17 protein-coding genes are annotated in these 21176 nt (G+C 33.7%); 11 read left to right on the top strand and 6 right to left on the bottom strand.

Features of this window, described 5'->3' with window-relative positions; translation table 11 throughout:
* Nucleotides 1-5 precede the first annotated feature (5 nt).
* Nucleotides 6-440, bottom strand: coding sequence for a GNAT family N-acetyltransferase (locus tag AC07SW_RS09925; protein WP_494632804.1), 435 nt, complete (start codon nt 438-440; stop codon nt 6-8).
* 168 nt (nt 441-608) lie between these two features.
* Here AC07SW_RS09925 and recJ point away from each other — a divergent pair, with 168 nt between their 5' ends.
* Entirely contained in the window at nt 609-2942 is a 2334-nt protein-coding gene (recJ, locus tag AC07SW_RS09920; RefSeq protein WP_135023209.1) for a single-stranded-DNA-specific exonuclease RecJ, read from the top strand.
* A gap of 22 nt (nt 2943-2964) precedes the next feature.
* On the top strand, nt 2965-3477 hold the full coding sequence (locus AC07SW_RS09915; protein WP_034570089.1) for an adenine phosphoribosyltransferase: 513 nt from the start codon (nt 2965-2967) through the stop codon (nt 3475-3477).
* A 51-nt stretch (nt 3478-3528) separates the two neighbouring features.
* Here the strand turns inward: AC07SW_RS09915 and AC07SW_RS09910 are convergent, their stop codons facing one another.
* Both AC07SW_RS09910 and lexA read right to left on the bottom strand, forming a co-directional pair.
* Nucleotides 3529-3828, bottom strand: a complete 300-nt coding sequence (locus AC07SW_RS09910) for a hypothetical protein (RefSeq protein ID WP_034570087.1) — start codon at nt 3826-3828, stop codon at nt 3529-3531.
* A gap of 123 nt (nt 3829-3951) precedes the next feature.
* Nucleotides 3952-4575: a transcriptional repressor LexA gene (lexA, locus tag AC07SW_RS09905; RefSeq protein ID WP_034570084.1), complete on the bottom strand. Its 624-nt coding sequence runs from the start codon at nt 4573-4575 to the stop codon at nt 3952-3954.
* 216 nt (nt 4576-4791) lie between these two features.
* On the opposite strand from lexA, the gene AC07SW_RS09900 reads away from it, so the two are divergent.
* The 6 genes from AC07SW_RS09900 (at nt 4792) to AC07SW_RS09875 (ending at nt 11963) form a co-directional block, all read left to right on the top strand.
* A complete protein-coding gene (locus AC07SW_RS09900; RefSeq protein WP_034570081.1) occupies nt 4792-5031 on the top strand; it encodes a DUF896 family protein in 240 nt (79 codons plus the stop codon).
* A 159-nt stretch (nt 5032-5190) separates the two neighbouring features.
* Nucleotides 5191-7182, top strand: coding sequence for a transketolase (tkt, locus tag AC07SW_RS09895; protein ID WP_135023208.1), 1992 nt, complete (start codon nt 5191-5193; stop codon nt 7180-7182).
* 302 nt (nt 7183-7484) lie between these two features.
* Complete coding sequence (locus AC07SW_RS09890; RefSeq protein WP_202874186.1) at nt 7485-7844, top strand: hypothetical protein; 360 nt, start codon at nt 7485-7487, stop codon at nt 7842-7844.
* A 168-nt stretch (nt 7845-8012) separates the two neighbouring features.
* Nucleotides 8013-8249: a YneF family protein gene (locus AC07SW_RS09885; RefSeq protein WP_034570069.1), complete on the top strand. Its 237-nt coding sequence runs from the start codon at nt 8013-8015 to the stop codon at nt 8247-8249.
* A 184-nt stretch (nt 8250-8433) separates the two neighbouring features.
* Nucleotides 8434-10185, top strand: a complete 1752-nt coding sequence (locus tag AC07SW_RS09880) for an ABC transporter ATP-binding protein (RefSeq protein ID WP_119907946.1) — start codon at nt 8434-8436, stop codon at nt 10183-10185.
* Nucleotides 10185-11963 (top strand): ABC transporter ATP-binding protein, encoded by a 1779-nt coding sequence (locus AC07SW_RS09875; RefSeq protein WP_135023207.1) that lies wholly within the window; start codon nt 10185-10187, stop codon nt 11961-11963. The genes AC07SW_RS09880 and AC07SW_RS09875 overlap by 1 nt, the downstream gene beginning before the upstream one ends.
* A 167-nt stretch (nt 11964-12130) precedes the next feature.
* Here AC07SW_RS09875 and AC07SW_RS09870 read toward each other — a convergent pair whose 3' ends face one another.
* Entirely contained in the window at nt 12131-12958 is an 828-nt protein-coding gene (locus AC07SW_RS09870; protein ID WP_119907947.1) for a hypothetical protein, read from the bottom strand.
* A gap of 247 nt (nt 12959-13205) precedes the next feature.
* On the opposite strand from AC07SW_RS09870, the gene AC07SW_RS09865 reads away from it, so the two are divergent.
* Nucleotides 13206-13994, top strand: coding sequence for a YdcF family protein (locus tag AC07SW_RS09865; RefSeq protein WP_034570060.1), 789 nt, complete (start codon nt 13206-13208; stop codon nt 13992-13994).
* A gap of 50 nt (nt 13995-14044) precedes the next feature.
* Here AC07SW_RS09865 and AC07SW_RS09860 read toward each other — a convergent pair whose 3' ends face one another.
* The gene (locus AC07SW_RS09860; RefSeq protein WP_494632801.1) at nt 14045-14665 is read right to left on the bottom strand and encodes a lysophospholipid acyltransferase family protein; all 621 of its coding nucleotides are present in this window, start codon (nt 14663-14665) and stop codon (nt 14045-14047) included.
* 222 nt (nt 14666-14887) lie between these two features.
* On the opposite strand from AC07SW_RS09860, the gene AC07SW_RS09855 reads away from it, so the two are divergent.
* Entirely contained in the window at nt 14888-16039 is a 1152-nt protein-coding gene (locus tag AC07SW_RS09855; protein ID WP_311907300.1) for an exonuclease SbcCD subunit D, read from the top strand.
* Entirely contained in the window at nt 16036-19170 is a 3135-nt protein-coding gene (locus AC07SW_RS09850) for an AAA family ATPase (RefSeq protein ID WP_494632799.1), read from the top strand. Before AC07SW_RS09855 ends, AC07SW_RS09850 begins: the two co-directional genes overlap by 4 nt.
* Before the next feature lie 58 nt (nt 19171-19228).
* Here the strand turns inward: AC07SW_RS09850 and AC07SW_RS09845 are convergent, their stop codons facing one another.
* On the bottom strand, nt 19229-20848 hold the full coding sequence (locus tag AC07SW_RS09845; RefSeq protein ID WP_494632798.1) for a leucine-rich repeat domain-containing protein: 1620 nt from the start codon (nt 20846-20848) through the stop codon (nt 19229-19231).
* Between the last annotated feature and the right edge of the window lie 328 nt (nt 20849-21176).

Below are 21176 nucleotides of genomic sequence, written 5' to 3'. Positions count from 1 at the left end.
TTTTTTTATTTTTTAATCATATCAATATGAGGAATCTCGTCTTCTAAATAAATCTCGCCATTGATTGGTTCAAAGCCAAATTGACTATAGAACTTTTGTAAATAAGCTTGTGCTTGAATTTCAACGGCTTGATTTGGAAATTTATCATCAATTGTTTTTAAAATAATCGTTAATAACTCTTTGCCTAAGCCAGTCCCACGTTGTTCTTTCACTGTTAAAATACGGCCAAACATTAATTTTTCTTGACTTGGAATGATGCGTCCATAAGCCTGTATCTGGCCATTTTGTTCATTAAACACATGGATGCTGATTAAATCCTTATCGTCTACATCTGGATAAAAACATTCTTGCTCGACAATAAAAACGTTCACTCGAGCTTGATAGATTTGAAAAAGTTCAGTCGTTGTTAATTCATTAAATCTTTTTATTTTCCACGTCATCACATTAGCCCCTTTAGTTGATTTTATTAGTTAATCATAGTATAAAATTAAACGAAATGATTTGCAATTAGAAATAAACGGCTAAGAATTAAAAAGCGAAAAAATCAAGAGTTCAACTACTTTATTTTCTAAAAATTTGGTATACTAAATAAGTTGGGAGTGATTAGATTGTTAAAATCTCGAATGAACTGGAAATTAAATCAACCACAAACGAATGAAGCAGCGATTACAGCTTTAAGCGAAGAACTTTCGACTTCTCCGTTAGTATCGACTTTACTAGTTAATCGTGGTTTGGACACAAAAGACAAAGCACAGCATTTTTTGAAACCAGATGAAACTTGGATTCATGATCCATTTTTAATGTATGATATGGAAAAAACCGTTGAACGAATTACGCAAGCAATTGAACATGGTCAAAAAATAGTCGTTTATGGCGATTATGATGCTGATGGCGTAACAAGTACGGCTGTTTTAAAAGAAACGATTGAAATGCTTGGTGGTGAAGTAGATTTCTATATTCCAAATCGATTTACAGATGGTTATGGACCGAATGTCCAAGCTTTTGAAAGATTGATTGAAGAGGGAGCGGAATTGATTGTGACGTGTGACAATGGGGTTTCAGGTCACGAAGCAATTGCTAAAGCTAAGGAATTAGGAATTGATGTGATTGTAACGGATCACCATGAAATGCCAGAGATTTTGCCAGAGGCATATGCAATTGTTCATCCAAAACATCCACAAGGAGCGTATCCTTTTGGTGAATTAGCTGGAGTAGGTGTTGCCTTCAAACTAGCAACCGCATTATTAGGCGAATTTCCAACTGAACTAGTAGATCTAGTAGCGATTGGAACTATTGCTGATCTAGTTTCATTGACGGATGAGAACCGAGCGTTAGTGATTTTAGGGCTAGAAATGTTAAAAGTTTCTGAACGATTAGGTTTTTTAGCATTAGCAAAAGTTGCAGGAATAGAAAAAGAGACCATTACAGAAGAAACGATTGGCTTTACCATCGCGCCTCGTCTAAATGCTGTCGGTCGTTTAGGTGAAGCAGGGCCAGCAGTTGCTTTATTAACGACCTTTGATGAAGAAGAAGCAATCGAGCTTGCAACCTTTATTAATACAAAAAATGAAGAGCGTCAAGCCTTTGTGGCAAAAATTACAGAAGAAGCCTTCCAAATGATTGCAGAAATGAAAGAAACACCGCCTGTGTATTTATTAGCGAAGTCCGATTGGCACGAAGGTGTACTTGGAATTGTTGCAAGTAAAATTGTTGGTGCCACAGGAAAACCCGCACTTGTGTTGAATATTGACACTGAAAATGGAATCGCTAAAGGTTCTGGACGGAGCATTAGCGCGTATAACTTGTATGATGCAATTAATGAAGTCCGAGATTTAACCACCCATTTTGGTGGACATCATATGGCAGCAGGTCTAACACTGCCAATTGAACATATTGAGACCTTACAAACACAACTAAATCAGTATGCGTTAACGCATGATTTAGTCGGAAACTTGAATGAAGAACTAGTAATTGATGAAACGATTGAATTAACAGATATCACCGTTGCAACGATTGAAGAATTGGCTAGTTTAGCGCCATTTGGTACAGACAATCCAAAGCCTGTTTTCTTACTTGAACATGTTCAGGCAGAAGATATACGTAAAATTGGTGGCAACAATGCCCATTTAAAACTCAAAGCAACAAAAAACAATGTGAATTTAGACGTGATTGGATTTCAATTAGGCACAGTTGCTGATGAAATTAATAACCATTCGGAAGTGTCATTGGTAGGGAAGCTTTCTATAAATGAATGGAATGGCAACCGTAAGCCTCAGTTGATGCTTGAAGATATTGCAATGGACGGACTTCAAGTTGTTGATTTGAGAGGGAGCAATTTAGCAGCAGGTCTTTGGGTACAAGGCGCAGCTTGTTATCTATTTTATAATAAGAAAAGCTACCAAACTCATAATGATAAAGTTCCAATGGGCAGTGAAAGTGTTTTGATTGAGTCCAAAGAAGATGCTGAAGCTTTTAAAACGCAACATTCAACCTTTGTATTTATCGATTGTCCAAACGAATTAGAATGGATTTCGTCAACGATTCGGGGAAATACACCAGAAAAGTTAGTTACTGCCTTTTTTAGTGAATCAGAAAGTTACCTAAATGGGATGCCAAGCCGAACACAATTTGGAGAATTATTTAAATTCGTAGCCACACACAAAGATGTTGATATTCGACATAAGCTGTCTATTTTAGCAAATTATCTAAAAATCAAAGATAACTTATTAATTTTCATGATTAACGTGTTTTTTGAACTAGGATTTGTTACAATAGACAATGGCGTAATGAACTATGTCAAAGATGCTCCAAAAAAAGAGTTGTCTGATGCAGAAAATTACCAAAAACGACTAAATCAAATAGAAGCCGAAAAAATCTTGCTGTACAGCCATTTTGCAGAATTAGAAATCTGGTTAAAACAACAAATTAATGAAGCCTCGTAAAATTTGAATGGAGGATTTATAGATGGATTTAAAACAATATATTGCAGATGTAAAAGACTTCCCTGAAAAAGGAATTATTTTCCGTGACATTTCACCCTTAATGGCAGACGGAGAAGCTTATCGTTATGCAACTAACGAAATTGCAAAATACGCAAAAGACAAAGGCGTTGAAATGATCGTTGGACCAGAAGCTCGTGGATTTATTGTAGGTTGCCCAGTGGCCTATGAATTAGGAATCGGTTTTGCTCCTGCTCGTAAAAAAGGCAAACTGCCAAGAGAAACAGTTGAAGTTAGCTATGGTTTAGAGTATGGATCAGATGTTTTGCAAATTCACAAAGACGCTATCAAACCAGGTCAAAAAGTGATGGTTTGTGATGATTTACTAGCAACCGGTGGAACCATTGCAGCGACGATTCAATTAATCGAAAAATTAGGTGGAATTGTTGTAGGAACAGCTTTCTTAATCGAATTAACAGATTTAAATGGTCGTGCTCAAATTGAAGGATACGATATCTTCACTTTAATGGACTACTAAAATAAAAATCCCCCTCAAGTTAGATTGATTCTAACCTGAAGGGGATTCTTTTTATGCGATTGATTTTGGATTTTTAGGAGAGCGTCCTAGGACAAACTCGATAATCGTTAAAACAACTAAAATACCAACGATAATTGCAAACCAATTAGATGTTTGAATGCCGAAATCCCAAGTGTTATAAATCCAGATGACAATGCCACTATAAATAATTGAAAGAATATTCAAAACAGCAAATGCCCATAAATTTCCATTTTCTTTATTGCGTAAGTACATAACGGAAAGACCAACACTTAAAAGAATCCAAGCAACTTGAATCAATAAGCTAAACCAATAAAACAATAATGCAACCATTTCACTTAACCTCCTTATGTGAGAATAAAAAAAGCCTTATATACAAAGTTTAGCACAATTATTTGTAGAGACAACTAAAAAGCATTAAAAAAGAGCTTCCTAATAAAGGAAACTCTGAAAGTCTTAAAAAATGTGACTCCGGTATAATCCAACAACTTTTCCAAGAATGGTTACTTCACTAAGAATAATCGGATCCATTCCATCGTTTTCAGGTTGCAAGCGGTAATGATCTTTTTCTTTGAAGAATCGTTTACAAGTTGCTTCATCTTCACTTGTCATAGCAATCACGATATCGCCATTATCAGCATTTGATTGTTTGCGAACAATTACAGCATCGCCATCTAAAATTCCACAATTGATCATACTTTCACCACGAATAGTTAGCATGAACAACGCTTCATTTGCATATTGCAGATGAGGAGGTAGTGGGAAATAATCAGTGGCTTCTTCAACTGCTAATATCGGTTCACCAGCTGTAACGGTTCCTAGAAGGGGAATCTTATCCATTGGGACACCAAGTTTAGACAATCCAAGTGCAGTTAACTCAATAGCACGAGGTTTACTAGGATCTCGTTGAATAAAGCCGTTTTTTTCTAAACGTGATAAGTGGCCATGTACCGTTGACGTTGAAGAAAGAGATACAGCAGTACCAATCTCACGAACAGTTGGGGGATACCCTTTTAGTTGAACTTGTTCATGTATGTACTGTAATACTTCAATTTGTCTAGATTCTGGAGTTTTACGCATGATTAAATGCACCTCGTTTCTTTATCAATTTTCTTAACTATAGAATACCATAAATAATCACAGAATTCAAACAGATGTTCGGTGAAAATTAAATTTCTATTCCTAGTGTCTTGAAAGCTTTGTAAGAATAAACTAATTTTTAGGCAAATGGATATATTTTCAGCTTAATTTTTGATATAGTTAAGAGGTCAAATGAAACGAGATGGAGTGAATTAAATGCTATCTAAAGAAAAAATAGCCCGAATTAACGAGCTAGCCAATAAGTCTAAGAGCGAAACCCTCAGCTTATCAGAGCAACAAGAACAAAAAGAATTAAGAGAAGAATATTTACAAGCTTTCCGCGGTGGAATGAGAAATCATATCGAAGGAATGAAAGTTGTCGACAATGATGGGACAGACGTTACTCCTGAAAAGTTAAAGCAAATTCAAAAAGAAAAAGGATTACACGACCGCTAAAAATAAGAAGGAAATGAGACATATAAGTAGAAAACGCTTTATCAATTGTTAAAATTTGGCGTTTAATCGTTAAAATAAATACAATAATTCTATGAAAGCGTTGCGTAAAACGATTTAAAACAGTAAAATAGAGATATTAAAACTGAAAGGATGATTTAATTGTTCGATACAACTGACCAACTTGCAGTAAACACGATTAGAACACTAAGTATGGATGCGATTCAAAAAGCAAACTCAGGACACCCAGGTTTACCAATGGGGGCTGCTCCAATGGCGTACACGCTATGGACAAAACATTTAAACGTAAACCCAAGCAACTCATCATGGGTAAATCGCGATCGCTTTGTACTTTCAGCAGGACATGGTTCAATGCTATTATATAGTTTGTTACATTTATCAGGTTACAAACTATCAATGGAGGATTTGAAAAATTTCCGTCAATGGGATAGCTTAACCCCTGGTCATCCAGAAGTACATCATACAGATGGTGTTGAAGCAACAACAGGTCCTCTTGGACAAGGAATTGCAAATAGTGTCGGAATGGCAATGGCAGAAGCCCATCTAGCGGCAACGTATAATAAAGAAAATCATCAAATCGTTGATCATTATACCTATGCTTTATGTGGTGATGGAGATTTAATGGAAGGCGTATCAGCTGAAGCAGCAAGTTTAGCAGGTCATTTAGAGCTAGGCAAACTTGTGGTATTATATGATTCAAATGATATTTCATTAGATGGTCCTACTTCAAAAGCTTTTACTGAAAATGTAGGCAAACGTTTTGAAGCGTATAATTGGCAACATATTTTAGTTAAAGATGGAAATGATCTAGCTGAAATCGAAAAAGCGATTGAAGCAGCAAAAGCAGAAACTAAAAAACCAACTTTAATTGAAGTAAAAACAGTGATTGGCTTTGGTGCTCCAAATGAAGGAACATCTAAAGTTCACGGTGCACCACTTGGAATGGATGGAATCGAAGCGACTAAAAAAGCTTACGGTTGGGATTATCCAGCGTTCACTGTTCCAAATGAAGTAGCTACACGTTTTAAAGAAACAATGATTGATCAAGGAGCTAAATCAGAAAGTGAATGGAATGAATTGTTCGCTTCATATAAAGCTGAATATCCAGAATTAGCTGCTCAATTTGAATTAGCAATGTCTGGGAACTTACCAACTGATTGGGATAAAGAATTACCAGTTTACGAAGAAGGCGAAAGTGCTGCTTCTCGTGTGACAGGTAGTGAAACCATTCAAGCATTGTCAAAAGCTATTCCATTTTTCTGGGGTGGATCTGCAGATTTATCTGCTTCAAACAATACAATGGTTGCTAGTGAAAAAGATTTTGAACCAGGTCAATATGAAGGACGCAACATTTGGTACGGTGTTCGTGAATTTGGAATGTCAGCTGCAATGAACGGAATTTCATTACACGGTGGTTCAAAAACTTATGGCGGAACATTCTTTGTATTTACAGATTATTTACGTGCAGCAATTCGTTTAGCGGCTATTTCAAAAGCACCTGTAACGTATGTGTTTACACATGATTCAATCGCTGTAGGAGAAGATGGTCCGACTCATGAACCAGTAGAGCAACTATCTAGCTTACGCGGTATGCCAAACTTGTCTGTAATTCGTCCAGCTGATGGAAATGAAGTGGTTGCTGCTTGGGAACAAGCAATTACCTCAACTGACCACCCAACAGTATTAGTCTTGACTCGTCAAAACTTACCTGTCTTGCCTGGAACAAAAGAAAATGCACGTAAAAACGTTGCTAAAGGCGGTTACGTAATTTCTCCACAAGATGGTGATCAACCAACTGGAATTCTAATAGCAACAGGTTCTGAAGTTGCCTTAGCAATCGAAGCACAAAAAGAATTGAAAAAACAAGGCAAAGATGTTTCAGTAGTATCGTTACCAAGTTTTGATTTATTTGAAAAACAAGATGCAGCATACAAAGAGAGTGTCTTGCCAAAAGCAGTTAGAAAACGTATGTCAATTGAAATGGGCGCAACCTTTGGTTGGGAACGTTACGTTGGACTTGATGGCGTAATGCTGGGCATTGATAAATATGGTGCAAGTGCACCTGGAAATACAGTTATCGAACAATATGGATTTACAGTTGAAAACGTCGTAAATACATTTAACCAGTTATAAACATAAAACATCATTTATTGGACTCGAGTAGATAGTGAGTTCAATAGATGATGTTTTTTCATAGGCATTTAGGTAGTTATACTCGAAGATTTAAAATACTTATTTTTACTATTTTATTTTTTAGACTTTTATGGTTTAATTATTAAAGAACGATCGGTTTTTATTGGGTAGTTATTCTGTATGTGATGAAAGGAAATGAACTTTAATAGCAATTAGTTTTGAATAAAATGTTCTCATGTAGGGGAATACTTAGGCGTAATAATATTATTAAAAAAGTGAATAAAATTTTAGAGAGGATGAATATGATGATATTTATTTGGAAAAGAAGAGGTTTATTAGTTCCATTAGCAATTTTTTTAGGTTATTCGCCTATACTTATATTAGCAGGAGTCACTATGGATTTGGAAATAGAAAGAGGAAATTTACTGTTACGAATAATCGGTTTTGTAGGATTAATCACTATGTTTTTACCTGCATTAATAAATTATTTTTTTTCAAAGAAATTTTTAAAAGATGAGGGGATAAAAATAGTAACAGATGAGGAAGGTGTTCAATATAAACTTGATACATATAGTAAATTTTTCTTTATCAAAAATTCTACATGGACAATAATTTTATTGATTTTTCCAATAGTTACAATTATTAGTTACTTTTTTGAATAAACATTATTTAATGTATGAAATCCTGTTTTAAGTTCTCAATCAATGTTTTCGTAGCCTTAATGTTGCATAAAATCACATTTTTTTGAAATAATAGTCAGTATCTATTTATTTTTACCAAATAATCTAGTACAATTGATAAATGAGAAGTCTCGAAAGGAGTGAATGGAAATGTCAATCGGAATCGCTATTTTATTAATTGTACTTGCTTTAATTGCAGGTTTAGTTGGTGGGTATTTTATCGCAAGAAACTATATGATGGATTACTTTAAAAAGAATCCTCCCGTTAATGAGGATATGCTACGTATGTTGATGATGCAAATGGGTCAAAAACCGTCTGAAAAGAAAATTAAGCAGATGATGGCCTCTATGCAAGTTCAACAAGAAAAAGCGAATAAGAAAAAATAAACTCTAAATTTTTTTTGGAGTCTATGGATTCTTTCAAACGGGCAGAGGTTTTCTGTTCGTTTTTTTATTGCAATAAACCACAAATTAAATGTGTTTAGCTAAAAAGTGCAGATAGTATTATAATGAGTAAGCACTTCTCTAAGTTAAATTTGAAATAAAAGAAATAGGTAGGTGAAAGAAACGAATGGGAATCTTTAAAAAGTTAGGTTGGTTTTTTAAACAAGAAAAGAAATCATATATGATTGGGATTTTCTTTTTAATTTTAGTGGCAATCGTTCAATTGGTTCCCCCTCGGATTATTGGGGTGGTTGTTGACGAAATCGCAGCTGGAAAAATGACAGCTCAATCATTAACAAAATGGTTGATTATTTTAGTAGCAGCAGCAATTGCACAATATATTTTCCGGTATATTTGGCGAGTGAACATTTGGGGAACTGCCGCAAAATTAGAACGAACCTTACGAACGAATTTGTTTAAACATTTTACACAGATGGATCATGTTTTTTTTCAAAAATATCGTACTGGAGATTTAATGGCACATGCGACGAATGACTTATCTGCGATTCAAATGGTAGCTGGTGGTGGGATTTTAACATTGGCCGATTCAATGATTACAGGAGGCGCTACAATTGTTGCAATGGCATTATTTGTTGATTGGCGCTTAACACTGATTGCATTGATTCCTTTACCACTCCTAGCCGTAGCTTCACGTATCTTAGGACAAAAGCTACATGTTCGTTTTAGAAGTGCTCAGGCGGCGTTTTCTAGTATGAATGATAAGACGCAGGAAAGTATTAGTGGCATTAAAGTGATTAAAACATTTGGTCAAGAACAAGAAGATGTTGCCGATTTTAAAAAGCAGACAGATAATGTAGTTAGCAAGAATAAAAAAGTTTATTTAGTCGACTCGTTATTTGACCCAGCAATTACATTTATTATGGGCATATCTTATGTACTAACCATTGTTCTAGGTGGTAATTTTGTAATGAGTGGCACGATCTCAATTGGTCAATTAATTTCTTTCATCAGCTACATTGCGATGCTGATTTGGCCGATGTTTGCAATTGGTCGCTTATTTAATATCTTAGAACGAGGAAGCGCTAGTTATGACCGCGTTCAGGAGTTATTAAATGAAACTTCTGAGATTATTGAAAATCCTGATGCAATCACGACACCAGTCAATGGGAAAATTGAGTATCAAGTGGATAAATTCAACTATCCAGATGACGATTCAGTAGCTTTGAATCATCTCCATTTTGAAATTGATAAAGGCAACACTCTTGGACTTGTTGGGAAAACTGGTGCAGGTAAAACAACAATTTTTAAGTTGTTGTTAAGAGAATACGATGGATATAATGGTAGAATTCAGTTTGGGAATGCCGATATTCGTGAGTATTCATTAAATGCTTTGTTACATGGGATTGGCTATGTACCACAAGATCAATTTTTGTTTTCAACTACAATAAAAGAAAATATTCGTTTTGCTGATCCAACGCTAAGTGATGAGGAAGTTGTGAAGGCAGCGAAATTAACAGCGATTCATGAAGATATTTTAGCAATGCCAGAAGGATACGATACTCTAGTAGGTGAACGTGGGGTTTCATTATCTGGTGGACAAAAGCAACGTATTTCAATTGCAAGAGCGCTTATTACAAATCCTGAACTCTTAATTTTAGATGATGCTTTATCCGCAGTAGATGCTAAAACAGAAGAAGCGATTTTGTCAGCTCTAAAAAAAGAACGAAGCGATCAAACGACTATTATTGCAGCTCACCGAATTAGTAGTGTGATGCATGCAGAGGAAGTGATTGTAATTGATGATGGAGAGATTGTCGAACGAGGCAATCATAGTGAATTGATACAATTAAATGGTTGGTACAAAGAAATGTATGAAAAACAACAATTAGAAGCAAAACTGGAAGGAGGGACGAACTAATGGAAAAATCAGATTGGTCCAAATCCATTCCACTTAAAGAACAATTTCAAATTGTTAAACGAATGTTTTATTATGCGAAGCCGTACAAAAAACAATTTTTTATTGCGATTTTTTGGGGTGCTTGTTTAGCAGTTATCAATGTCATGTTACCTAAAATTTTACAAGTATTTATGGATGATTACTTGACTACAAAAACGGCGACATCTCAAGTGATTTTAACCTTTGCAGCTCTTTATTTTGGAGTTACTCTAGTTAAAATTGTTGTTTGGTTCTTGCAAATGTACCTTTACCAAATGGCGACGGAAAAAACTGTTCAAAACATCCGAAATCAATTGTTTGAAAAATTGCATACGCTAGGAATGCGTTACTTCGACCAAACACCAGCAGGATCAATTGTTTCAAGAGTGACGAACGATACCGAAACAATTAAAGACTTTTGGGGTGTCTATTTAACTGTCTTACAAGGGTTGTTCGCAATTGTTTCAGCTTTTACAGCGATGTTTTTACTAAATCGGACTATTGCGTTATGGTGTTTATTGTTTTTACCAGTTTTACTAGTTATCGTATGGTATTATCAACGCTTCAGTTCAAAAGTTTATCGCGGTATGCGAGAAAAATTGAGCCAACTAAATACTAAATTAAATGAATCGATTTCTGGTATGAGTATTATTCAACAATTTAGACAAGAAAAACGATTGCAGAAAGAATTCAATGAAACTAATGAATCGTATTATAGATCAAGAGTCGCAATGGTTAAAACAAATGCGCTGTTATTAGGTCCAATCATTAATTTATTGTATACTTTTTCGTTAGCGGTTGTATTAGGATTTTTTGGTTATGATGCCTTAAAAGAACCCGTTAGTGTCGGAGTGATTTACGCGTTTATTTCTTATGTTCAAAGTTTCTTTAACCCAATGACAAATATGATGGATAATTTGAGTATTTTTCAAGACGGAATGGTTTCTAGTGGACGTGTTTTAAGAATAATGGACAATCAAGAATTGAGTCCAACTCAAAGCGAACAGGCAGCTGAAACCATTCAAGATGCTAAAATTGAATTTAAAGATGTAAGTTTTTCTTATGATGGAGAACACAATGTATTGCACCATATTAGTTTTACTGCAAATCCTGGTGAGACAGTAGCTTTAGTCGGACATACTGGAAGCGGGAAAAGTTCAATTATCAATGTAATGATGCGTTTTTATGAATTTTATGAAGGAGATATTTTAATTGATGGAAAATCAATCAAAAATTATCCTATTACAGAACTTCGTCAAAAAATGGGATTAGTGCTACAGGATTCTTTCTTATTTTATGGCAACATTAAAAATAATATTCGTTTAATGAATCCATTAATTAGTGATGCGGCGATTGAAGATGCTGCTCGTTTTGTTCAAGCAGATACATTTATTAATCAACTGCCAAATGATTACGAATCAAAAGTTATTGAACGAGGGGCAAGCTATTCTAGCGGACAAAAGCAACTAATTTCATTTGCTAGAACAATCGTGACTGATCCTAAAATTCTAGTGCTTGATGAAGCAACTGCCAATATTGACACGGAAACAGAAACTTTGATTCAAGAGGGATTAAAAAAAATGCGTAAGGGTCGTACTACGATTGCGATTGCACATCGTCTTTCAACGATTCGAGATGCAAACTTAATCCTGGTATTAGATCATGGTGAAATAGTCGAGCGAGGGAGCCATGATGAATTGATTGACCTTGGTGGTATTTATTACGATATGTATCGTCTACAAAATAGTGAAGAAAGTTAATAAAAAATAAGGAGGTTATTGGTTTTTTAGCTAATAGCTTTCTTTTTTTATAAGCTTAATAGTTAATTAAATTTACATTATTTTAGTGATATCAAATCATGGGAATTAGAAAAAAACTTCTTCAAACAAGAGCACTCCCATGCCTTCTGTTTGAAAAAGTTTTTTTATTAGTGGATAAATGAATGGTTGCCATCTTTTATTGTTTCAGGGTTACCATGTTTCCAACAAATACGTCCTTTTTGACAATCATTTTCAAAAAAAGCATAATCAATAATATCGCCTTCTTTAATGAAAAAAGGTTCAGTATCCCAATCATTTAGCAAAAATTTCATCGTCTTATTTTGATGACTAATTGTAGTGTCCTCCAAAGTTGAATCGAAATAAAAACGATTGATGGTAGGATCATATTTTACAATACAATGATTTAATTGTAATCGTTTCTCTCCATCATGATTATTTGCTCGTTCAATCACTCTGTAATCATATTTATTCCGCTTAGTTTCAGGTGTTTTAAAAAGTAATGTAGCTTCAATAGAGTCGTTGTGATTTAAGCCTTGACTGCGGATAACGGATTCAGGTACATAGACGTTGTTATGGGGAGCTAGAAAACCACCTTTTAGTTGACGATTAAGTTTGCCTATATAAGTACGCCCTTGTTTTTTTCGGGGTGAATTTTTTTCTTGAATAATACTTTTAGGATTAATTGAATGTTTTGAAGAAAAGGAATTCACTTCATCGTCGTTATTAGCTAACCAAGAGAAACTTAAGTCAGTTGCTTTCTCATATGGGGTATTTTTCAGTTCAATAATTTGTTCATGAGGCATCGTTTGAACGGCTTCTAAAGTAACATCTAAGTGGAGAGCGTGGCCGTTTTCTAAAAATCCTATATAGTGTCCCAATGATCTACATGTGCTATGTACATTCGATTCATCTAGGTTTGTAACTAGGTCTGATAATTCTTTTTTTATGGTGGAAATCAGTTCTTTACTTAACATCGCGATACTCCTTTTTTATTTGATTATAGCATATATTTAACAAACTGTAACACTAAAGGTATTTTTCTGTATTTTATTAGTTTGGAAAAATTAAAAGTATTTTAAGAATTTCATAATATCAAGGTTTCAAGGATAAATAAAGTTTTATGTCTTATAAGACATCACGATAGTAGCACTATGATTTTATAGGCGTGTTGTGTATACTGATAAAAAAGGGTAATACATATTAATTAAGGGAGTTTGCACAATGACGATGAATCAATTAGTGACAGATTTGAATGAACTAATACTTTTTTTAGCTTATCGAAACATTGATGAATTATCAAAAGAAAGTCTAGAAAAAGAATGTGGAAAAAAACAAATTAAAACACTTGTTTTAGCTGGGAATGGGTTGCCTTACACAAGTAAAGTAGTAGCTAATAGTTATCATAAAGGATTAGTAGAAAACATAATTTTAACAGGCGGAATAGGTCACACAACGGATTTACTTCGAGAATTAATGGGACAACATCCCACTTATCAAAGGATTGACTCAGCAAATAAATCAGAAGCGGAATTATTTCAAGAAATGCTTATTCATTATGAATCAATTCCAGCTGATGATATTTTTATTGAAACAAGATCAACTAATGGTGGTGAAAATGCGATAGAAGCGCTGAGGTTAATAAAAAATGTTATGGAAGTTCCAAAAGAAATTCTTTTAGTTCAAGATCCTACAATGCAAAGAAGAGCAGATGCCTGTTTTAGAAAACATTTTGCTAAAACAAAGACTAAAGTCATCAATTATGCTCCATTTATTCCTCTAGTAGAAATGAGAGGAGCAAATTTGGTTTTTAAAAAAAATGTAGTAAGCAATCAATGGGATATTTCAAGATTTATATCATTGGTTATGGGAGAATTTCCAAGACTAGCAGATACACGAGAGGGCTATGGTCCAAATGGACAAAATTTTCATGCTTATGTGACGATACCTGATTCTGTTGAAACTGCCTATAGACGGATAAAAGAGCGATATCCATCTTTGGGAAGAAAATAAAAAAAGCGTTAAATTTAGCTAACTAAGCTAGATTTAACGTTTTTAAGATGTTATTTTTTAGGTTCGTATTTAAATGATGGATCAACTTCATAATCTAATTGATCAAAAGCAGCTTGCATTTGATCTTCAATCAATTTTAAGCTTTCTTTATCTAACTTCATTTTGCGATCAATGTAAATCGGTTCTCCAAAATTAACCGTTACTGGCTTGCGAGAAAGCAACCCTTTAATGGTTAAAGGACCTTGGAAGACTGCTGGAACTAATGAAACACCACTTAATTTAGCAATTGTAGCAGCGCCTCCTTTTAATTCAGAAGAGTGTCTGGTACCACTAGGGAACATAATAAGACTTAACTTTCCTTCTTTTAAAATTTTCACTGGTTTTTTAATGACGCTAGGTCCTGGATTTTCACGATTTACTGGAAAGGCGTTAGCATGAACCATAATCCAACGTAGAATCGGATTTTTAAATAACTCTTCTTTAGCCATAAATGAAAAACACTTTGGACTACCTGCCAGAGCAAAATAAATAGGGTCAAACCAGGTTCGATGAGGCCCTACTAAAATATAAGAACCTTCAGTTGGAATTCGTTCTTTGTGTTGATAACGAGAGTTTCCATTTAAAACAAATACTACAAAACGAGCCACTTGGCGAACAAAACGATAGAACAATTGCACTCAACCTTTCATAATTAAATAAAATCATTATTTAAGCAATAGTAATTTTAAAAAAGCGACCTTTTAAAAAGTCGTTTTATAGTTAATAGTATGCAAGAAAATCAAACAGATAGCAAGTGTTTAATTTGAAAGATAGTCATTTTCAAAGGAAAATAAACTCTCCGATTAAAGGGAATTTTGGTATACTAAATAGGATAAAGACAGGAGTTAAAAATGATGAAATTTATTCACACAGCTGATTGGCATATTGGAAAAAAAATCCACGGCTTTCAATTGTTAAAAGAACAAGAAGAAGTTTATCGACAATTAGTAGAAGTTGCCGTTAAAGAAAAAGTAGATGCAATCGTGATTGCTGGAGATTTATATGACCGTGCTGTTCCCCCAGCAGAAGCAGTTTTACTATTAAATAAAATGTTAATGGAATTAAATATTGTTCAAAAAATCCCCTTGCTTGTTGTATCAGGAAATCATGACAGCAGTACACGTTTAGCAACAGGAGGACCGTGGTATGAGTTTCTGAATTTTCACTTAGTTACAAAAATTGAAGATAGTTTAAAACCGATTGTTCTCGGCAATACGCAGTTCTTTTTACTGCCGTATTTTGAACCGATTGATGCGAGGCTTTATTTTGGTGACTCCAGTCTTACAACACATGAATTAGCAGCAAAACGCGTTGTTGAAGAAATGAAAAAATCTTTTGACCCAAATTATCATCAGGTGCTAGTTGCTCATTTATTTGTTGCAGGGAGTTTAAGAACAGATTCTGAAACAGAAGTAACCGTTGGGGGATTGGATCAAGTTTCAGCAAGTGTATTTAAAGATTTTGACTATGTTGCATTAGGGCATTTGCATAATCCAAATGCAAGCCGCCATGAACGGATTCAATATTCAGGAACATTATTAAAATTTTCAGTCTCAGAAGCAAATCAAGCAAAAGGATTTAAACTAATTGAGTTGACAGATGAGGGGACCCTAAAAAACACTTTCTATCCCGTTGAGTCAACAAAATCATTGCGAGTTTTAACAGGTTTTTTTGATGACCTGACAGCAAGAGATTATTATGAAACACAAAAAAAAGACGATTATTTATTTATTCAACTAAAAGATACTCAAATTATTCCTGATGCAATGAATCGGTTAAGAGAAATTTACCCAAATGTCTTAGGAATGGAACGGTTAGACAAAACAGGGTTACTTAGCAAAATGGGTCAGTTGAATAAAGAGAAAATTCAGCAAAGTTCCCCGAGGGCACTGTTTGAAAAATATTACCAAGAAGTAACAGGAGATTCTTTAAGTAAGCAACAAACAGACTTACTAACGACTATTTTTGCTCAATTAAAAATTGAAGAGGAGGATCAGACGCAATGAAACCAATTAAATTAACCTTGGAAGCCTTTGGTCCTTATTTAAATGAAACCATCGATTTCACTTCATTTTATCAAAACCATATTTTCTTGATATCAGGGAAAACGGGTGCTGGAAAGACGACGATTTTTGATGGTATGAGTTATGCGTTATTTGGAAGAACAAATGGTTTGAACCGTGAGCCAAAAGAAATGCGTTCAACCTTTGCAAAGCCTACTCAAGAAACAAAAGTAACGTTTGTTTTTACAGCTCAAAATAAATCGTATCAAATTGAAAGAGTTCCAGAACAAACATTAGCAAAGAAACGTGGAGAAGGCACACGAGAAGTGAAAGCAAAAGCGACGATTACCATATATGATGAAATGGGAGTTGAGCTAAATCATTTTTCAAAAACAACAGAAGTAAACCAAGTAATTCAAGAAGTCGTGCAACTAGAAGATGAACAATTTAGACAAATCATTATGTTGCCACAAGGTGATTTCAGACGTTTTTTAAATGCGAATAGCAACGAGAAAGAGAAGATACTTCGCAAACTTTTTGGAACAGAGCCTTATCGTTTATTTAGTGAAAAATTGAAAGAACAAAAAAAGGAAATTAGCTTAGAAATCAAAGATCAAGAAAAAGAGTTTACGTTAATTTTAAATCAAGCACAGTGGCTGGTTAAGCCTACAATCGATTTTGAAACGGGACAAGCTAAAACCCAAAAAGAATATGAAGCGTTGATTCAGCAGCAAAATCAATTGAAACAAGCCATTTTAATTACAGAAAAAGACATTCAACAGCTAAAAAAAGAAGAAGCGAGAGTGACTGAAAAATGGCAAATGAGTCAACGGATAGTGCAATTATTTACTGAAAAAGAACGATTAACAAATGAAGGTGAACAATTAAAAAATAAGGAACCTGAAATAAAACAAAAAAAAGAGCAATTGCTAGAATATAAAGAAGCAAAAAAAATAGAGTTTAACTTGTTAAAACAAGAAGAATTAATTGTTGGAAAAGATGAGTTGAAAAAAAAATTAGGAGCCATAACCTCAGAAAAATTAGAAAAAGAACAACAGTTAAAAATAGCAATGCTAGACTTAGAAAATGTTCAACGAATGGAACCGGAACAAGCAACTAAGAAAATCGAGATCAATCAATTAGAACAGCAAAAAATTACCATAGAACAACTCGATGAATTGATGCAGTTAATAAATAAAACAACAAAAGAAATCGAAGCAGAAGAAAAAGAGCTTGCTTCAATTAAACAAAAAATCATGGAATTTGAAACAGAAAAAAATAAAAAGAGTGTAAAGCTAACAGCCCTTGAAAAAAAGCTTCAATCATTTAATGAGTTAGAAAAAATACGCTATCAATTAGATGCAAAGATGAGCAAGTTATTGGAGCTTAGATCACTAGAAAAGCAACAAGCTGAAAGCGAGTTGCTTGTAAAAAGAGGAATCAACCAATTAAAAGAGTTAAATGAACGGTTGTTCCAAGACAATGAAAAGCTAAAACAAATTAAAAGTGATTGGGCAAAAATACAAATTTTACAATTAAGTGAAAGTTTAATTGATGGTGAACCTTGCCCGGTATGTGGTTCTAAGGAACATCCTATCGAAAATTTAGGAACGCTTCCTCAAAAATCAAGTCAAGAATTAACCCAAGAGCTAGAAATTGCTGAAGCAAAAGTTGCCCAACGAACTGAAGAAAAAATAGCGATTGAGGCCACTTTGAAATTACAAAACAGTCAAATAATAAAAATAAAAGATGCCTCACAGAAAGCAACAGATAGTTATTTTTCAGCTGAGCCACCACAGGAAATAAACAGGGAACTAGCTTTGATTCAACAGCAATTATTAGCAATTAACGACAAACTGGAAACTAAAAAGGATGTTTTAAAAGAGCATCAACAAATAGAAAAACAGTTAACAACACTTACGGATACCCTACTAACGACTCAGACAAAAAAAGAAACATTGCTCCAAACAACCCAATCTTCGAAATTAAATCTTCAACAATTAATCGGTGAAGAAAAGAGTTTAAGAAAATCAATTTCAACAGATTATCAAACGGTTGTAGATATCGAAACAGCCCTTATAAAACTCACTACAGAAGTTAAAAATTGGGATACGACCTATCAAGAAAAAATGCGACAAAAAGCCGAAACGGAGCAATTGTTCCAAAAATTAACATATGAAGAAAAGCATCTTAACGAAGCTGTGAAACAAAATGAAATTCGTATTAATGAATTATCTGAACAAATTCAAAAGCAACTAAATGAATCTATTTTTATTCAGTTAAACGACGTCAAAGAGCTTTTAAGCGAGTCAATTGATAGCGATCAATTAGAAAAAGAAATTCAAGATTTTGAAAAAGAACATTACCGTATTTCAAAAAGCTTACAAGAAGTTCAAGAGCAATTAAAAAACCAAGAAAAACCTGAATTAGAGTTAATTGAAAAAGTTTTAGATGAACTAGAAGAACAACTTGAAAAACAAGAGCATCATAAAATAGTGCAAGAACAAATGAAAAAAGCCAATCAGTCCATTATTGAATCCGCACAAAAAATAATAGCAAGCACTGCTGAAAAGTGGCAGTTATTGACAGAAATCACGAACCTTTCAGCCGTTGCCAGTGGTGATGGAGATCAGAGTAAAATGGGATTTGAACGTTATGTACTGACTTATTTCTTGGAAGAAGTCTTGATAGTAGCCAATGAACGTTTGCAGCAATTAACGAATAATCGGTATTTATTTGATTTGAATCGGGAAGAAGGTAGTCGTAAAACGGATACCGGTTTAGAAATTAATATCTATGATGATAATGCGGGCGGAATTCGAAATGTTCGAACGTTATCTGGTGGAGAAAGTTTTATTGCGGCGCTATCCTTATCGCTTTCTTTATCAGAAGTTGTTCAACAACACGCAGGAGGCATCCAAATCGAAACGATGTTTATCGATGAAGGATTTGGTTCATTAGATGAAGATGCTTTAGAAGAAGCGATGGATGCACTTATGAATATCGAAGGCAGTGGCCGTTTAGTAGGGATTATCAGTCATGTCAAAGAACTAAAAGATCGTATACCAGATCAGTTACAAGTAATCTCGTCTGGAACAGGAAAAAGTCAGATTAAGAATATTCATATAAATTAATTTATAATTTTTAGATAAAAAAAGAGCCAAAATAAACTTATTTTGGCTCTTTTTGATGTTATTTTATAACGAGTTGATTAACTGAACCCGAGAAAGTATCGTCAGAACTTGAAAATTCTAAAGAATTTTCACCAACTTGATGCCATTGGACATAGTTTGTCTTTAATGGATAACTAGTTGAAATTTCTCCAGGTGTATTAAAATTGATAGTTGAAGGGAAATTATTATCTTTATCTAAAAGATTTAGAATCGTTTTTTGCCCTAAAGCAACTTGAGGAAGTCTAATTTGTTGATTTTTTGCACTGTAAGTTTCAATTTTAGTTTGTCCAATTTTTGAAATATCAGAAACGGAGTGACCATCTATTGCTAATAACGTTAGCGCAGGGAAATCAGTTAAAAAATCTAAAGAAGATATTTTTGAATCATCAGCCAAGTTTTTAATATTTGAAACAGCTAGTAGTTGTAACTGGTTCAAGCTTCCTAATTGCGCGAGTTTAGCTGGAGTTACGTTTGTGTCGGTTGCCAATAATTGAATCAATTTGTTAGCAGATGATATTGGAGAAAAATCTATAATAGTTGGATTTTCTTGTATCACGAGACGTAATAAATTTGGTAAGGATTTAACTGCTGAAATATCTTTCAATTGATTAGAGAGTAAGTTAAGTTGAGTTAAATTTGTTGCTTTTTCTAAACCATCTAATGTTATTAATTTATTAGAACGTAACGACAAGTTAGATAAGTACGGAGCTGAGATGATATGAACTGAATCGATTTGATTGTTATCTAAATTAGCTTGCTGTAATAATGGAGCGTTTAAATCATTTAAGGTAGTGATTTTATTTGAATTTGCACTCAAGCCTTTCAATGTTGGTCGATTGATGATTGAGGTTAATTCGTTATTGTCAATGAGAATACTTTGAATTTGAGAGATATTTTTAACATGATCTAGAGAGGTAATTTTATTATTGTTTACAAATAATTTAGTTAAAAAATCACTATCTAGTTTGTCAATAGTTGTCAAATGATTATTGTCTAAATGAATTTCTTTTAAGACATGCATCGTTTCAACAAAATCAATGTTGGATAAATTAGAGTTATTTAACCAAAGATTTCTCATTTCAGAATAAACAGAAAGTTTTGAAAAATCTTTCATATTTGGATTGTTCGATAGATTAAGTTCAGTTAAATTTGGTAACGCCAAAACGTCATCTAGCGTCAATTTTGGATTGTTTTCAAGTCCCACGCTGGATAATAATTCTAGTTTTTCTAAAGGTTTTAATGAGTCAATTTGGTTGTCATTAAATGTAATCAGCATTAAATTTTTTGCATACTCTAATCCTGTTAAGTCGGTAATTCCTGATCCACTCGAAACTAGTTTTCGTAAATTCAGAATATTAACTGTTGTTACATGTTCATTTTCAGTTAAATTCAATTCTTTTTTTACTTCATTTTCTAAAGTAGAGTCTTTAAATGTGATATCAGTTTCTTCGCCCTCATTGGTAAACAATTTAGCTTTTTTGATAGAATCAACTTGTTCCTCTTGGAATGTTGAATCTAGTTGTGCAGTAATAGAAGAAGTTCCTTCATTGTCTGTTGAAGTTGCTGCTTGATACTCCCCGCCAAGTCCTAAACTACCAAATAAACAAATTCCCATAAATACTAGCTTTTTTGTTTGCATTTTACATCCACCTTTATTTTATTTTTTAATACGTTCATAAGGTTACAAGTATAATTTTTGTTATTCAACCGTTTTATCTTAATCGTCAATTAAAATTTCTTATTCGTTTTTATAACATTTGGAATGCCTTGTGTGAAATAATAAAAGATTATTTGTTTATCTTCATTCAAATTAATAAAAATAATTTAATATAAAAAATGAGTTTAAGCGATTTTTAAGATTATTTCTCATATTAGTGTAGGCTCTGTAATCTTTTTTTGATATAATAAATTTCAGTCATAGAAAAAATTGAAAATTAATAGAAAAAAATAAATCAATAGAAAAGTAG

Source organism: Carnobacterium sp. GW821-FHT04C06, assembly GCF_059420345.1.
The sequence above is the reverse complement of the archived record's forward strand: the minus strand, read 5'-3'. Positions and strand labels throughout refer to the sequence as shown.

Bases quoted from the DNA above. Each gene is read 5' to 3' on its own strand.
- AC07SW_RS09925 (WP_494632804.1), bottom strand. From the start codon at position 440: ATGACGTGGAAAATAAAAAGATTTAATGAATTAACAACGACTGAACTT.
- AC07SW_RS09915 (WP_034570089.1), top strand. From the start codon at position 2,965: ATGGATTTAAAACAATATATTGCAGATGTAAAAGACTTCCCTGAAAAA.
- AC07SW_RS09910 (WP_034570087.1), bottom strand. From the start codon at position 3,828: ATGGTTGCATTATTGTTTTATTGGTTTAGCTTATTGATTCAAGTTGCT.
- lexA (WP_034570084.1), bottom strand. From the start codon at position 4,575: ATGCGTAAAACTCCAGAATCTAGACAAATTGAAGTATTACAGTACATA.
- AC07SW_RS09900 (WP_034570081.1), top strand. From the start codon at position 4,792: ATGCTATCTAAAGAAAAAATAGCCCGAATTAACGAGCTAGCCAATAAG.
- AC07SW_RS09890 (WP_202874186.1), top strand. From the start codon at position 7,485: ATGATGATATTTATTTGGAAAAGAAGAGGTTTATTAGTTCCATTAGCA.
- AC07SW_RS09885 (WP_034570069.1), top strand. From the start codon at position 8,013: ATGTCAATCGGAATCGCTATTTTATTAATTGTACTTGCTTTAATTGCA.
- AC07SW_RS09880 (WP_119907946.1), top strand. From the start codon at position 8,434: ATGGGAATCTTTAAAAAGTTAGGTTGGTTTTTTAAACAAGAAAAGAAA.
- AC07SW_RS09875 (WP_135023207.1), top strand. From the start codon at position 10,185: ATGGAAAAATCAGATTGGTCCAAATCCATTCCACTTAAAGAACAATTT.
- AC07SW_RS09870 (WP_119907947.1), bottom strand. From the start codon at position 12,958: ATGTTAAGTAAAGAACTGATTTCCACCATAAAAAAAGAATTATCAGAC.
- AC07SW_RS09865 (WP_034570060.1), top strand. From the start codon at position 13,206: ATGACGATGAATCAATTAGTGACAGATTTGAATGAACTAATACTTTTT.
- AC07SW_RS09855 (WP_311907300.1), top strand. From the start codon at position 14,888: ATGAAATTTATTCACACAGCTGATTGGCATATTGGAAAAAAAATCCAC.
- AC07SW_RS09850 (WP_494632799.1), top strand. From the start codon at position 16,036: ATGAAACCAATTAAATTAACCTTGGAAGCCTTTGGTCCTTATTTAAAT.
- AC07SW_RS09845 (WP_494632798.1), bottom strand. From the start codon at position 20,848: ATGCAAACAAAAAAGCTAGTATTTATGGGAATTTGTTTATTTGGTAGT.